General features: G+C 52.8%; 17 protein-coding genes and 1 pseudogene. 1 reads left to right on the top strand and 17 read right to left on the bottom strand.

Annotation, left to right across the window (positions count from 1 at the left end; all coding sequences use genetic code 11):
- Nucleotides 1–40 precede the first annotated feature (40 nt).
- Nucleotides 41–1,939, bottom strand: coding sequence for an AAA family ATPase (locus H6A20_RS04840; RefSeq protein ID WP_204906144.1), 1,899 nt, complete (start codon nucleotides 1,937–1,939; stop codon nucleotides 41–43).
- An 88-nt stretch (nucleotides 1,940–2,027) separates the two neighbouring features.
- Between H6A20_RS04840 and H6A20_RS04835 the strand changes: the two genes are divergently transcribed.
- Nucleotides 2,028–2,558 (top strand): DUF7010 family protein, encoded by a 531-nt coding sequence (locus tag H6A20_RS04835; RefSeq protein WP_181979549.1) that lies wholly within the window; start codon nucleotides 2,028–2,030, stop codon nucleotides 2,556–2,558.
- A 70-nt stretch (nucleotides 2,559–2,628) separates the two neighbouring features.
- Here the strand turns inward: H6A20_RS04835 and mobQ are convergent, their stop codons facing one another.
- The 16 genes and pseudogenes from mobQ to H6A20_RS04755 all read right to left on the bottom strand — a co-directional run bounded on the left by mobQ (nucleotide 2,629) and on the right by H6A20_RS04755 (nucleotide 13,411).
- Complete coding sequence (mobQ, locus tag H6A20_RS04830; protein ID WP_476739005.1) at nucleotides 2,629–4,236, bottom strand: MobQ family relaxase; 1,608 nt, start codon at nucleotides 4,234–4,236, stop codon at nucleotides 2,629–2,631.
- A 134-nt stretch (nucleotides 4,237–4,370) separates the two neighbouring features.
- Nucleotides 4,371–4,664: a DUF3847 domain-containing protein gene (locus H6A20_RS04825; protein WP_204906035.1), complete on the bottom strand. Its 294-nt coding sequence runs from the start codon at nucleotides 4,662–4,664 to the stop codon at nucleotides 4,371–4,373.
- 136 nt (nucleotides 4,665–4,800) lie between these two features.
- A complete protein-coding gene (locus H6A20_RS04820) occupies nucleotides 4,801–5,265 on the bottom strand; it encodes a DUF3021 domain-containing protein (RefSeq protein ID WP_002610306.1) in 465 nt (154 codons plus the stop codon).
- Between the two features lie 10 nt (nucleotides 5,266–5,275).
- A complete protein-coding gene (locus H6A20_RS04815; protein WP_002610304.1) occupies nucleotides 5,276–5,716 on the bottom strand; it encodes a LytTR family DNA-binding domain-containing protein in 441 nt (146 codons plus the stop codon).
- A gap of 188 nt (nucleotides 5,717–5,904) precedes the next feature.
- Entirely contained in the window at nucleotides 5,905–6,201 is a 297-nt protein-coding gene (locus tag H6A20_RS04810) for a hypothetical protein (protein ID WP_204906034.1), read from the bottom strand.
- Nucleotides 6,202–6,334: 133 nt separating this feature from the next.
- A complete protein-coding gene (locus H6A20_RS04805; protein ID WP_204906033.1) occupies nucleotides 6,335–6,526 on the bottom strand; it encodes a transposon-encoded TnpW family protein in 192 nt (63 codons plus the stop codon).
- A gap of 79 nt (nucleotides 6,527–6,605) precedes the next feature.
- Nucleotides 6,606–8,480 (bottom strand): recombinase family protein, encoded by a 1,875-nt coding sequence (locus H6A20_RS04800; RefSeq protein ID WP_204906032.1) that lies wholly within the window; start codon nucleotides 8,478–8,480, stop codon nucleotides 6,606–6,608.
- A 32-nt stretch (nucleotides 8,481–8,512) separates the two neighbouring features.
- Nucleotides 8,513–8,812 (bottom strand): annotated as a pseudogene (locus tag H6A20_RS04795) (VirD4-like conjugal transfer protein, CD1115 family); the annotation flags it as partial.
- A complete protein-coding gene (locus tag H6A20_RS04790) occupies nucleotides 8,809–9,294 on the bottom strand; it encodes a PcfB family protein (RefSeq protein WP_055163927.1) in 486 nt (161 codons plus the stop codon). The gene H6A20_RS04790 and the pseudogene H6A20_RS04795, both read right to left, overlap by 4 nt.
- 93 nt (nucleotides 9,295–9,387) lie before the next feature.
- Nucleotides 9,388–9,753 carry a hypothetical protein gene (locus H6A20_RS04785; protein ID WP_154238893.1) on the bottom strand — a complete coding sequence of 122 codons (366 nt, stop codon included), beginning with the start codon at nucleotides 9,751–9,753 and terminating at the stop codon, nucleotides 9,388–9,390.
- The gene (locus H6A20_RS04780; protein WP_204906030.1) at nucleotides 9,750–10,106 is read right to left on the bottom strand and encodes a DUF7768 domain-containing protein; all 357 of its coding nucleotides are present in this window, start codon (nucleotides 10,104–10,106) and stop codon (nucleotides 9,750–9,752) included. The genes H6A20_RS04785 and H6A20_RS04780 overlap by 4 nt, the downstream gene beginning before the upstream one ends.
- A gap of 46 nt (nucleotides 10,107–10,152) precedes the next feature.
- Nucleotides 10,153–11,034 (bottom strand): DUF6017 domain-containing protein, encoded by an 882-nt coding sequence (locus tag H6A20_RS04775; RefSeq protein WP_204906029.1) that lies wholly within the window; start codon nucleotides 11,032–11,034, stop codon nucleotides 10,153–10,155.
- Between the two features lie 57 nt (nucleotides 11,035–11,091).
- On the bottom strand, nucleotides 11,092–11,598 hold the full coding sequence (locus H6A20_RS04770; RefSeq protein WP_072853534.1) for a hypothetical protein: 507 nt from the start codon (nucleotides 11,596–11,598) through the stop codon (nucleotides 11,092–11,094).
- Nucleotides 11,599–11,628: 30 nt separating this feature from the next.
- Nucleotides 11,629–11,898 (bottom strand): DUF5720 family protein, encoded by a 270-nt coding sequence (locus H6A20_RS04765; protein ID WP_087389325.1) that lies wholly within the window; start codon nucleotides 11,896–11,898, stop codon nucleotides 11,629–11,631.
- Complete coding sequence (locus H6A20_RS04760; RefSeq protein ID WP_204906028.1) at nucleotides 11,895–12,503, bottom strand: hypothetical protein; 609 nt, start codon at nucleotides 12,501–12,503, stop codon at nucleotides 11,895–11,897. Before H6A20_RS04760 ends, H6A20_RS04765 begins: the two co-directional genes overlap by 4 nt.
- 68 nt (nucleotides 12,504–12,571) lie before the next feature.
- On the bottom strand, nucleotides 12,572–13,411 hold the full coding sequence (locus H6A20_RS04755; RefSeq protein WP_257367254.1) for a ParB/RepB/Spo0J family partition protein: 840 nt from the start codon (nucleotides 13,409–13,411) through the stop codon (nucleotides 12,572–12,574).
- Between the last annotated feature and the right edge of the window lie 217 nt (nucleotides 13,412–13,628).

Genomic DNA, 13,628 nt, shown 5'->3' with positions numbered 1-13,628 from the left:
TGCGAAAGTGCAAAGTGCAAAGGGTCTGCGTTTTGCACTTTCAGCTTGCGGGTTCGGGCTGCTGCTTCTTCTTGATGAAGTTATACCATTGACCGCCGACGCGCCTTGCGCCCAGAATGTCGCCCATGTTGCGCTTGGCGTTCTGTACCGTCCTTTCGGATATTCCGGCTTCGGCGGCTGCTTTCACTATTTCCTCGCTGGCAAGTTCTTTCCCGTCTGCAAGCAGGTCAAGTATCAGCTTCTCGGCTTGCTCGGTCTTGGTGGCGGTATTCCCGCCCGCGCCGGACAGCAACTCGTCGGCGGTTATGTCGTATTCGCCTATCCATGAAAAGCCTGTTTCCGGGTCAAGGCAAAAGGCGACGGGCTTCCCCTCCGGCGCAAGGGAAGATTTGTCATGGACGATTACCCGCACATTCGGCTCCCGCTTCACGCGCCCGATCAGCAGGACGCTCCTTGCTGCGGCGCGAAAGTCGATGGAGCCTAAACCCCGGTATGCGCTCTGTCCTCCGGCAGCTTTGTTGAGATGTCCGATAAGGATAACGGCGCACCCGGTACGCTCGGCAACATCGGCAAGGCGGCGGAACATGGGGCGTATCTCATTGGCCTTGTTCATGTCGGTTTTCTCGCCCACATACGCCTGTATGGGGTCAAGGATAATCAGCCGCGCCCCGGTCTGCCGGATAGCTCTCTCTATGCGCTCGTCGGAAAGGGAAAGCCCCTGATTGCTCTCGTCGATGACAAGAACGCGGTCAAGGTCTGCTTCGGCTTCCATAAGGCGGGGTTTGATGGTGTCCCCCAAACCGTCCTCGGCGGTCTGGTAAATCACATTGAACGGCTCATGCGCCGCCATGTGGGGGAACGGCTTGCGGTTGGTACAGGCTGCGGCAAGGCGTAGGGCAAAGGTGGTCTTGCCCTCGCCGGGATTGCCTTGCACAATGGTTACTTTCCCAAAGGGGATATACGGCTCCCATAGCCATTCGACGGTCTGTGTGTCAACCTCGCTCATGCGGATAATCTCAACCGTTTCTTCCTGCGGCGGCTCTTTCAAGCCATAGACCGCTTCGCGGAGATACTTCCCGTCTGTGATTTCTTCCCGGCGCGTCTGTACCTCGTTCCAGTCCTTGTAAAGCGGCACAAGGCGGTGGACGGTCAAGCCCTCCGGCACAAGCTCTGCAAGGCGGCTGCAAGCGTCGTTTCCGGCTTCGTCGCTGTCAAGGCAAAGAAAAACGGTCTTGATGTTCGGACGGTCAGAGAGAAAGCGCAACAGGGCTTTTTCTCCCACGCCGCCCAACGCCAGATAGCTTTGCTTCTGCCAGTCCTTTTTGAACAGGCAGAGGAAAGATAAGAGGTCTATCGGGGCTTCAAAGACAAACAATCTTTCGCCCTCGCCACGGTAGCAGAAGTTAAAGGCTTTGTCGCTGCCTTTCACATCAAGCCGGAAGTTCCTGGCTGTGCCGCGTTGGTGGGCGTATCGTGGTACTCCGTCCTCGTCCCGTCCTACGAATACGGCGTTATGGTGGGCGGCTTCCTCGTAAATGTCGCCGCTGGAAAGAAAAAAGCCCGTCACATCTTTATCAATGCGGCGGGCTTCGGTAAGGTAGCTTTTCACTTGTCCGGCGGTGTCGCTGCGGGGCGGTAATCGGAAATCAGAGAGGGGCGCGGGGCTTGGTCTGTCCGGCGCGGCTGCTCCCTGTTCCCCTGTGAGAAGTTCAACGGCTTCGGTAAAACTCTTTCCGAAAAACTCCATGACAAAATCAACGGGGCCGCCGCCCTTGCTCTGGCTGTGGCGATACCATTTGTTTCCCCGGATAGTCATACTGTCGTGCCGTTTCCAGCGGTATTCATTCCCGGCGCGGGTAAGCTGCTCCCCCTGTGATTGCAGGAAAGAAACAAGGTCGGCTTGGTTGGCGCGGTCTATTTGTTCTTGGGTGTAATACATGGTTGATACCTCGCTTTCTGTGGTTGAATTGTTCATAGGTTTTGAGTATAATGAAATCGACAAATCGGTATTTGTGGAGGAGAAACTTGTGAATGAATTAAGAAAAGAAATTGCAATTCAGCAGAAAAAAGGATTACCGTTTATCATGACATCAGTGATTATATGGCTGCTGATATTGCTTGTATCAATTTTGGATATCAATATGAATATGAAAAATTTATTGGTATTTTGCTGTTCATGCCCATTATTACCGCTGTCCTGGATAATTGGTAAACTAATAAAGGTGGATATCTTTTCAAAAGAAAACCCGTTAGGACAGTTAGGCTTCATTTTTACCTTAAATCAAATGATTTATTTATTAATCGTTATGTGGGTGTTTAGTGCGGTTCCGGAAAAGATGATTATGGTATACGCCATGGTGTTTGGAGCACATTTGTTTCCATATTCATGGTTGTATAAATCAAAGGGATATACAGTTGTTGCAATTTCAATTCCGGTTATTTCCTTGATTTTAGGATGCACATTAAATGGCACGACGGTTGCTGCTGCTGCATGTATTATTGAAGTAGTATTTGCTTGTGTATTACATATGGAATTAAAGAAAATGGCAGATAACTAAAAGGCAAATTCCAGTTTATCAGAAAGCATTTAGGGCGGACAAGCAAAATGGCTTGCCCGTCCTTTTTTCCTTATCGCTCCTGTTCGTGTCGCTTGGCGCGGCTCTGCTCCGGCTGGTCGGCGCGGAGTGCAATATCCACGCACCTGCGGATTTTTTGAAGCTCGGCAACCTCGGCGCGGGTCTCTTTCAGCGTGTCATATTCCGCTTCCCGCTGTGCTTTGAGGGCGGTATATTCCTGTTCCCATTCCGCAATAGGCAAGGTCTTTGTTCCTTTCGGCAGATTTGCATGGAGATAGCGGTTTGCCGCGTCCCATAGGGTCAGCTCGGCGCGGTGGGCTTCCTCGTACTTGTCGCGCTTGTTTGTCCAGCCGTTTTGCAGCTTTTTCAACTCATCGTGAATGGGCTTGTAGGTCTGATAATTTCTGCCGTACTCCATGAGTTTTTGCAGTCCTTTCATGCGCTGCTCGGCGGTTTTCATTCCCTCCCGGATTGAATAGGCTTTATCGCTGACAGAGGAAAGGGCTGCGTCCAGCTCATCAAGATTAGAGATACCATGCTCGGAAAGATAGTTGACCGCTGCCGCTATGGTTTTCAGTTCATCGGCTGCGTGCTGTTGTTGCCAACGCTGCGAATACTTCCGGCTCTTTTCTCTCTGAACGCTCAAATACTTCATCAGCAGCTTTGCAAGGCCGGGGGATTGTTGCGGCTGCTCCGGGGCGGTTTCCCACGCTTTGAACAGGTCGGCAATCCATTCTTTGAGCTTCCCAATCTGCGCCCGGATTTCACGGATAAGGCGGTTTGCCTTTTGGATATTTCGGTTCAGTTCGCCTTTCTCGGTGGCGATACCTTTCTTCTCCATCTGGCAAGCCGCCACGCCCATGTGGACGGTGGGTATCTCGTCAATGCCGCGCTCGGCGTTGCTGCGGTGGTCGATACGCTCCGGGCTTCCGTTCCTCTCCAAAAAGTCGTTGGTAAAGTCAGCCCATGCCTTGCGCCACAAGAGGGTGTTGTCCTTGTTGTTCCAGCCTGTAAGGTCAACTTTGTGAGTTTTGTATCTGCCACTTGGCAAGCGGATACGCTCGCCGTTTTCGTCAAGGTCATATTCCTTTTTGGACTTCGCCGCCCACGCGCCGCGCTCGTCAAGGGGGCGCATGGTAAGCATAATATGACAATGGGGGTTGCCGCTGTTGGTGTCGTGGATAGCAAAATCCACACACATTCCCTTAGAAACAAATTGAGAGGAACAGTATTCCCGGACAAGCCGGATCTGTTCCTCTCTGGATAATTCTATGGGGAGCGCCGCGTCAATCTCACGCGCAAGCTGGGCGTTCCCGGCTTTCTCGTAAAGCTCCACGCTGTTCCACAAGGTTGAACGGTCAGAGAAAGAGGGCAGGGCATGGGGCGGCAGCATGATTTCTGTATGGACAACGCCGCCTTTGCGGGTGTAGTCATGGGTCATTCCGTCCCATTCGTTTGTCAGCTTTTCACCGCTTCGGTAGGCGGCTGCGGCAACGGCTGATTTGCCTTTTCCTCGGCTCACAATGCCGACGTTCCAATGGTAAATGGCTATGGGTATCACCTCCCGGATAGGATAATAAAACCCGCAAAAATGGTACAGACGCCAACGGCGGGTGTACTGTTTTTGTGGGTGTGCAGGGATAGCCGCAAAGCGGCGCAAGGGGTGCAGCCCCTTGTTGCGGCAAAGCCGCCATATCGGAGCGCGGGGAAATCTCCCTGTGCGGAGACAAGCCCTCGGCAGAGCGCACACGCCCGCAAGGGTGTATAAGTGCGCCCTTTGTTCCAAAGGGATTTTCAGCTTGTGGCGTTCCCGGCTCGTTTTTTCAGATATTCCCGCGCTGGTTCACTCGTCAAGGCAAGCCGGAGAAGTGCTGCGGCTTCCTCGTCGGTCATGTTCTTTGCTTCCGGCACAATGCTCTCAAAGACCGCGCCCCGGACGATAAGACGGTGGCTGCGTGTTCTGCGTTCCTCTTTGGATAACTTCTGACGCAACATCTTTTCCCTGTTCTCAAACTGCCGGATTTTCTTCTTTCCGTCCTCAATCTCAGCTTGCAGTTCCTCGCGGGTTTTCTCGCTTGGCTTTGTCATGGTTGGTCGCTCCTTTCTGCCCGTCGGCATAAAAATAGAGCAGCCGTTTTCAAATTGAAATGGCTGCTCGTGGCGGTGTTATTCAGTTCTTGTCAGTTCCCAGATAAACGAGAAGTTGCCGTTGTGAAGGTTATGCTCATTTTGCGTTATTACTCTTCCGAACTCCGTCATTCATTCTTTTCACTTTGCGTTTCCATACAAAATATTGAACGAGCCAAGTGATGACGAAAATTGCAACGAATATTCCTACATATGAAAGAATACCAATGGCATTATGCTTCATCCAATTCGTAATATAGGCAATCGGAAACATCGTAACACAGGCAATGGAAAAGTAAATTCCGCTTTGCTTTGCAAGGCTCCACGAATCAATTTCCCAAATAACGGAAGCCATTGCGAAGCCTGTACCCAAAATTCCGCAGAGAATTGTTTGAAGAATAACTGCGTTTAATTCATTTTTCATTGTATCAATCAGCTCAGGGGTGACAGGATAGAACGAACCATCTCCTATGCACATTGATATAATCACAGTTATTACAAAACCGATAGCAATGCCGAGAGGGAATCCGAGAAGCCCACGCTGAATCATCTTTTTTTTCATTTTTACCACCTCATATTCCTAATAATTGTTTGATCTTGGCGACAAAACGCCTTGAAACATAAGTAACCGTCCCATTTGAAAGCGTAACACAAATTGTTCCTGCAAAGCTTAAATCAAAACCCTTGACTTTTCTCAGATTGATAATATCCGAGTTTGATATTCGGACAAAAAAGTTGCTGTCCAGCCGCTGCTCCATTTCGTAAAGCCGCAGACGGAGCGTGTACTCACCGTGATTTGTTTCGGCAAACACTTTGCCTGATGCAGCAAAAATGCGGTAAATATCAAACGGCTCCAACACTTCGACAATATCATCTTTGAATCCGGCAATCATTTTCGGCTGCTCGTCTGAAAGCCTTTTCATGATTTCATTGATTTCGTCGGTCATTTTGTTTGTCACAACGATGATTTTGGGTTCCTTGCAGTTCTCATCTAACTTGATTTCAATTTGCATTTTCTCACCTCCTCTTTGTTACGGTTACAGTATAAGAAAATCGAGAATTGATTTCCACCGATTCTCGATAGGTGGTCGTTTTCAGACCATAGACGGTAGATTATATAAATAATCTTCCTCATCAAATTCGCATTTGTTGCTCTGACAATAGATAAAGCATACCACAAGACGGTGGATATTTCTACCTGCTATTTCAGCCTGTCGGCGGCGTTACTATCTCTGGCATATTGCCGCGCCGCTTCCCGCCGTTCCTCGCTGTATGGGGCGGTCAGACGGAAAGAGAAACGCCCCTTGCGGATTTCAAACTCCATGCAGCCCGTTTCGGGGTCTGCGTCGGTCTGGCGGCACTGGTCGGGGTGCTGTCCGGCGTAGGCGGCAAGCCGCTTCTTTAAGTCGGTGTTGTGGGTGCGGATATGGATAAGGGGGTCTTTCTCGTCAAACCAAATATCTGTGGTCTTTTCCTGCTTCGTAAGCCCTGTTCTCATAAACTCTCCTTTCTGCGCCCCTGTTACGCAATAGGGGCATTTTTCGGGTGTTTTTCCCGGCTCTTGACTTGGGGAAAATAAGGATTTTCAAATAGAAACCGCCCGGACAGGGAATGTATCGTCGGGGCGGCTGTTATCGCGGATTTTCTGTTTTTTCCGGCTCTTGACCGTCAGATGCGGATAAACGCGAATTGTCGGCAAGCACCAGTTTGAGCAGCTTGTCGCGGAATGTTTCTGTACTGCTGTGATTGAAAAATAACTCCGCAACAATGGTCTGCCCGTTCCTCTGGGTCGTGATGATACTGTCGGGGGTCTGTTCTGCCATAGGCGGCTCCTTTCTCTGGGCGCAAAAGAGGGATTTCCCGTAACTCGGAAAATCCCTCTTGGTTGACGGTTATTCTGTTTTACTGTGTGGGCTGTGCGGCGGCTGCCTGTGCCTTTCTCCTTGCCCGGTATTCCCGCGCTTTCATGCGGTCATACTCCCGCTGCTTTTCAAGGTTTCGCGCCCGGTACTCCCTTGAATACTGCCGGTGGTATGCGCGGCTCTTTTCCTTCTTGGCTTCTTCGATTTCCTCCCGCATTTGCCGGATTTCCTGCTCGGTCGGCTCTGCAAGCTGTGTCACTTCATTCTCAAACTTGCCGATATAATTGAAATATATGCTGATGTGCTGGATTGCGTATCTCGCCCTTTTCTGGTCGCGCTCATGCACTTCAATCCTGCTGATAAACTCGTTGAGAATGGCGGGTGTAAGGTCGGTAAAGGCGGCATGGCGTTCCGTCAGCTTCAAAAACTTCTGCGCCCGTCCTCCCGCGTTCTCATAAGCGGATAGCTGCTCTTGGAGCGTGGCAAGCTCCGCTTTCAGCGCGTAGTATTCTTCCGAATACTTCTGCGACATCTGCTCATAACGGTCTTGCGGGATCGTGCCGAGGGCGTTGTCCTCATAGAGCTTATTCAGCACCTTGTCGATCTGTTCAAGGCGTGTCGTGATTTGCGGAATACGCTTCTGCTGCTTTTTGGTCTGGTCGGTCTGCTGCATGGCAAGGTTCTTTTTCACTAAGGCTTCAAACTCCGCCCGGTTGCTGATAGAATAGTCCTCGATTTTCTTCAGCACTTCCGCGATAGTCTGCATGAGCAAATCCGCGTCCATGATGTGCGGGGAATGGCATTTGGGGTTCTTGGCTTTCCCCTTGTGGTACTCGCTGCAATAGGCAACATGACGCTTGCCACCATTCCGATAATCTATGCGAATGTGCATTTTTGCGCCGCAGTCCTTACAGAAAAGCAAGCCCGACAAAGGGTGGATTTCCCCGTCCCCGTTGGGGCGTTTGACTGGTGCGTTTTCCAAAATCCGCTGTACGGTTTCAAAATCGCTGCGGCTGATAATCGGTTCATGCACATTTTCTGTGATGTGCCACTGGCTCCGGTCTACATAGTGGTTATGTTTATCCCGGAAATGCTTTGTAGTCTTGAAGTTGACCACATCGCCGCAATACTCCTGCCGTGTGAGGATATTGGTCAAGGTGGCTTTGTTCCACTTGCAGCGGTTATCCTCGTTGAGCGTCTTATTTTTACAGGTTCCCCGCCCTCGGTCTTTCATATAGAAAGTGGGGGTAGGGATTTGCTCGTTTTTCAGATGCACGGCGATTTGGTTGCGGTTTTTCCCACCGATAAACAGACGGAAAATCAAACGGACAACCTCGGCGGCTTCTTCGTCGATTATCCAAAAATCCTTGTTGTCCGGGTCTTTGACATAGCCGTAAGGGGCTTCGGTAACAATCGGCTTTCCGCTCATGCCTTTGGTCTTAATGCCCGTTTTCACTTTCTTGCTGATGTCCTTTGCGTACCACTCCGACATGATATTGATAAAGGGCGCAAACTCCAATGTGTCGGGCTTCTCGCTGTCTATCCCGTTGTTGACCGCGATAAAGCGCACATTGTTCCGTCTGAATATCTCCATCGCGTTGCCGACTTGGAGATAGTCACGCCCCCAGCGGGTAAGGTCTTTCATAATGCAGACACCGATTTTCCCGTTTTCCACATCGTCCATCATGCGGGAGTAGGCGGAACGGTCAAAAAACCTGCCGCTTTCGTCATCGTCGATGTAGTGCCGGATATTGGTTAGGTGCTGCCCTCTGGCATAGTTCTCCAAAAATATTTTTTGGTTCTGTATGCTGTTGCTCTCGCCGCCGTCCCTGTCCTCGTCGCCTACGGAAAGACGGGAGTAAAGGGCTGTAATTTTGCTATAATCAGTCATGTGCATAACCTCCTGTGCGTCCATGTATGTGTCATTTACACTTAAAATTATGCACTCCAGCGGGCAGAACCGTATTCCATGTTCTTGCGGTATTTCTTGGCATTTTTGCCCTTGATGTAGACAGCCAGGCGCAGGGCAGCCCCGCAGCAAAGGCCCACCAGCAGGTCAACCGGGTGAAAGCTGGGGAGCGCCGACTGAAAGGCGGCGGCAAATCCATCCATCAGGCCCAGCAGCTTGGCCGAAGCGTCCACGCCCGGAGCCAGCCGCCATGCCTCACCCAGCTTGGTGGCATAGAGGCCGATCAGCAGATAGGGCAGGTTGGGGAGCAGAAGTTTTTTCAAATCGAGCTGCCTCATCGTTCCTGTTCCCTCCGTTTCTCACGGTTCGGGACAGGGGCTTTCACCAGCTCCTTGAACTTCTTGAGCTTACCCAGCACCGACTCCCGGCGCTGCTCCTTTTTCAGCCGGTTCTTGGAATACTTCTGGAAGGCGGCGTTCATGCTCGCCTCGCTGGGTGCCTTAAAGAAAATCTGATACTGGCCCTTTGCCGTTTTATAGACCGCATACTGGACCTTGTACTCGCGGGCAATCCGGTCAAAACTCCGAAGCCCCTTATCTTGCAGGTCGATCTCCTTCATATCGCCGTACTGCTTTTTCAGGTCCTCCATGCTGACCCTGCCGTATGGCTTCACATCGTCCGGGCTGTCCCGGCTGTTTTGCAGTTTTTTATTCTTGCGGTGGGCCAGGTACTTGGAAAGCGCCGCTTTCAGGACCCGCCCGGTGAATTTGGCGGCATTGACCGTCAGCGTCAATGTCCTGTTTTCCACTTCTTCCTGCATCAAAATCACTCCCTTCTGTCAGGATGAAAGCGGCGGCCCCGTCTAAGGCGGGACCACCAGACGGCGGAGCAGGTATCGTGTCCGCATAGCCGATTACTCCCAGATGGCTGGAAACAGCTCATCAGAGCGGCGCTCCGGCTGTTCCAGCAGGGGGAAATGGACCTCTTGCAGATACCGGGAAAGCTCTGCCACCTGATCGTCCTTCGGCGGATTATAGCTCCAACTGCACAAGTCATCGTCCCGGCCATACCGCTCATTCCGCCAGCAGTTGATGTGGATGCCAGTGCCGACCTCCACATCACAGTGCCGCCTGCCATTCTGGATGTGCAGATAAATCCCTTCCGGGAAAAGCTCTTTCTTAAACCGGCATCGCGGGAACTGCGGCTTGAGCTTTCGGTATTCCGCATCCATCAGGCCCTCAAAGAGCGCCATCTGTTCTGTGTGGTTCAGCTCCATCATTTTCCACCCCCTTCCTCGCGGCCCTGGCCTTTGACTGTCAAAATACCGTCCAGGGTGGTAGCGGTGATCCGCAGCCGCTCGGCTACGGCGATGTCGTTCTTCATGGCCTTATCCACCGTACCGCCGCAGACCACCAGCACCGAAGCGCGGCGGAGATAGTCGCGGGCCATGTCGATCCCGTCTTTATGCTCCTGGGGGATGCTGTCCTTCAAAAACAGCGGAAGGAACAGAAGCGGGCAGACCGGGGAAAATCCGGCCTCGTAGACCAGGCGGCAGTATTTGGCGGCGTTTTCGGTGTTCTCAAACTCGTTGTCGCCCCAATGGGCGGTGATATACGCAAGCGGGCGTTTCATGCAAAACTCCTTTCTCCCCATGTCCGGGGTGCAGAAAAGGCGGCCCTTATGAGCCGCCTCCGTAAAGGTCGTGATTGACCAACATCGTGTAGTGATTGTCCAGAGAGGACGGTGCATTGAACAGCGCCGCCATCAGATATGCCTTGGTGTTCCAGACGCGGGTGGTGTTTTCGTGGATGCCGTCCAGCACCTTCTCGATGTGGGAACAGGTGATCTTCGCAAACCGCTGCTGAACAAAAGCGGTGGGATATTCCGCATCCCGCCCGATCTTGATGGTGGGGCTTTTGGTCAGCGCCACTTCCAGCATGATTTCCACGAACTCGTCTATCTGTTCCCGGTTCAGGGAATTGCAGATATGCTCGTACTCAATCTGATACCTGATTTCTTCCCGTTTCTCCATCACTTCCGTCTGTCCGTCCGTCTCTGCCGCCGCAGGCGCAGAAGGAAAGAATGAATGAGTATTTGATCCATAAGTATTTGATTTTTGGATATTTGATTTCCTAGTATTTAATTGCGGCGGGTTTTCCGTATCTGGTACAGCCATATCTGGTGTTTCCATATCTGGATTTACCATATCCGGGTTTTCCGTACCTGGTGAAGCCGTATCTGGCGGGGCCTGTTCCGGCTGGGGCTTGACCGGCTTCTCAAAGATGGTGTATTCGGTATCGGTGATCCGGCCATTCTTGCCCCGGAGCTGCCTGCGGGTCAGATACCCCGCGCTTTCCAGCTCCCGGAGGGTCTTGCCAATCGTCTCCACGCTTTCCTTGCAGATGGAGGCCAGGCCCCGCGTGGTGTAATTCCACTCATCCGGCAGGGAAAGCATCATAGAAAGAAGCCCCTTGGCTTTCAGGGTCAGGCCGGTATCCTTCAGGTGGTAGTTGCTCATCACGGTGTAGTCCCGTGTGCGCTCTACGCGAAAAACTGCCATATTCATCACTCCCATTCTGAAAGGGCGGCCCGGCCCTGGGGCCAGCCGCCTTACTGGTTACGGTTCATAGACCGGCTGGGTATGTTCATACACCGGGCCGCACAGCCCGTTTAAGTCCTCCACAAGCTCGCCCAGGTCCAGACACAGCTCGCTGTCCATGACCGGCGTATCCTTGATGGTGCGGTACTGCGTGATATAACCGTCATGGTCGTAGTTCACGCTCACGCAGGAGACAACCGCCAGGGACATATCTTCCAGGAGCCACAGCTCCAAGGTGCGGGTAGCCACCACGATCTCCATTGTCACCTGGTCGGTTTCCTCATACAGCAGGGTGGCTTTCTGGCGGAACAGGTCCTCTCCCCGGTAGTTAAAGGACCGTTCCTGCCTTCCCTGGGTGATGTAGGAATACACCGTTGTAGCATTATGGCGGACCACCTGCAACAGACTGTAAATGTCCAGGCTTTCCACCAGCTCGGCAGCTTCGTCCTCGGTGTAGCAGCCTTCCTCCACCGCCTGCTGGAACAGATCGTCAAAGGTTTCTTTCAATGCTTCATAAGCGTCCATACTTAAATCCTCCTATGGGTGCGCCTGCCATCAATGGCGGCGCTTTTTGGGTTTGTCGGGCAGGATATGCCCCTCGATGATTGCAGCGTGGCGGCGGATCTGAAGCTGCCCCTGGCGTTCCAGGGACCGCATCCGGGCATATTCGTCCTCGGTCAGAAACAGCCGCTTATACTGGCCCCTGCGCCCCAGGGGGCAGTGGGTGGACAGGATGAGAAATTCTGCCATGTGCCGGGTATCATCCTTGAACCGTTCCACAGCCAGCAGGTCGTGGCCTTCCAGCGGAAGATGCAGAGGTTTCATGCCTTGCGCCCCCTTTCGTGAATATCCAGGACCGCACAGCCGTACCGGGCGATGAGCAGGGCGTTCACGATCATGCGGAGCGCCGCAGCGTCCACAACCTCGGCATCTGCCAGGTCACGGGTTGTCAGTCCTCCCGCGTTGGTGTAGATGCCCCGCGCAGCGATATAGAGGGTGTAGTCATGGGGTGAAATCTCATGGAGCCTTGCATAATCGAACTCCGCGCCCCGCCTGCACAGGCAGTTTCCAGCGCGGCGGTAAATGTCCTCATCGGAAGTGAACAGGAACATGACCGCAAAGAAGGCAGGTGTGTCCCGGCGCTTGCTGTGTCCCAGGTGGATTTTCACGCCCTCCATACGCTGCCGGTGGCGCTCATCCTTCCAGAGCATACCGGGGAAATCCCGGATCAGCGGTTCCAGGCGGGCCATCAGGCGCTTGTCATTGGGAAACATCTGCCGGACCACCTCTGCATAGCTCACAACGCCCGCCTCAATACGCTCGGCCATCCAGGGGCAGCCGCAGGCGGTGCAGCCAAATTTCTTGACATACTCGGTACAAAGTTTGCAGTCCACATCTTCCGGTGTGTATTTGAAAGTGTTGATATACATGGATACCTCCTTATGAAAATGAAAAAGCCGGGCAAATGGATTGTCCGGCGGTTTAGGTGTATTCAGTTTTATCGCTCCTGGCTGCGCTGGCGTTTCTTCTGCCATGCCTCAAGCAGCTTGATGATGGTGTTCTCCATTTGCAGGGGCGTATAGGATTTGGGGAAATACTTGCGTATGCGGTCCCCGTCAAAGGTCAGGCTGAACTTCTCCGGCTTCTTTTCCTCTGACATGATTGCCAGCATACTGTCCTCATTGAGCCGCCCGGCCTGGCTGAATTTCTTCATCCGCTGGGCCTGGGAGAGTGACGGGGTGGCCTGCTCATAGTCTATCGTGGTGACGAGCATCTGCTGTTCCTCCGGTTTGAGCGCCGCAATCTGATAGGCGGGTGAAAGGGCAATCTTTTTCTCGTCTACCATCTGCATCAGCTCCGGAACCAGGTTCGTCAGGGAAATATAATTGCGGACCGTATCGCCGCTGACCCCCATCTGCTGGCCGATTTCATCATCACTTCTCAACTTCGCCGAAATTTTCGGCGAAGTCAAATCGTTTCGTGCGCCCTGCCGCTTGATGGCCTCCAGCTTCATCTTGTACGCCTTGGCCCTTTCGCTGGGAAGGATGTTCTCCCGCTGAAGGTTGCTGTCCACCATGATGATGGTGGCCGCATCCCGGTCCAGGTTGCGGATCAGAACCGGCATGGTATCCAGACCGGCCTGCTCACAGGCGTATTTGCGCCGGTGTCCGGCCACAATCTCATAGCCGCCTTCCTCGCGGGGCCGCACGATGGCAGGGACAATCACGCCATACTCTTTGACGCTCTGGATTGTCTCCCGCATTTCCTCATCGTCCCGCACCTGAAAAGGGTGGTCCGGGAATGGGTAAAGGTCCGTCAGCGGCAGGCGAACCACCACTTCTTCCTGGGGTGGCTGCTGGGCAGGCGGGGCGGTTTTCTTTCGTCCCCTGGCAGGTGACGCGGGCTTATCGCTCAATGCTTCTCACCTCCATTGAGACACAAAAAGGAGGCCCAGCCCGGAACCTCCTTTCGCATCTGATTTTAGGCATAGAAAAACGGACATCAGCAGAAACACTAATGTCCGTCAATCCATCGGCCCACAAGAGCCGCTATAT

The sequence above is a fragment of the Mordavella massiliensis genome, from assembly GCF_016901695.1.
Lineage (GTDB): Bacteria > Bacillota > Clostridia > Lachnospirales > Lachnospiraceae > Claveliimonas > Claveliimonas massiliensis_A.
The sequence above is the reverse complement of the archived record's forward strand: the minus strand, read 5'-3'. Positions and strand labels throughout refer to the sequence as shown.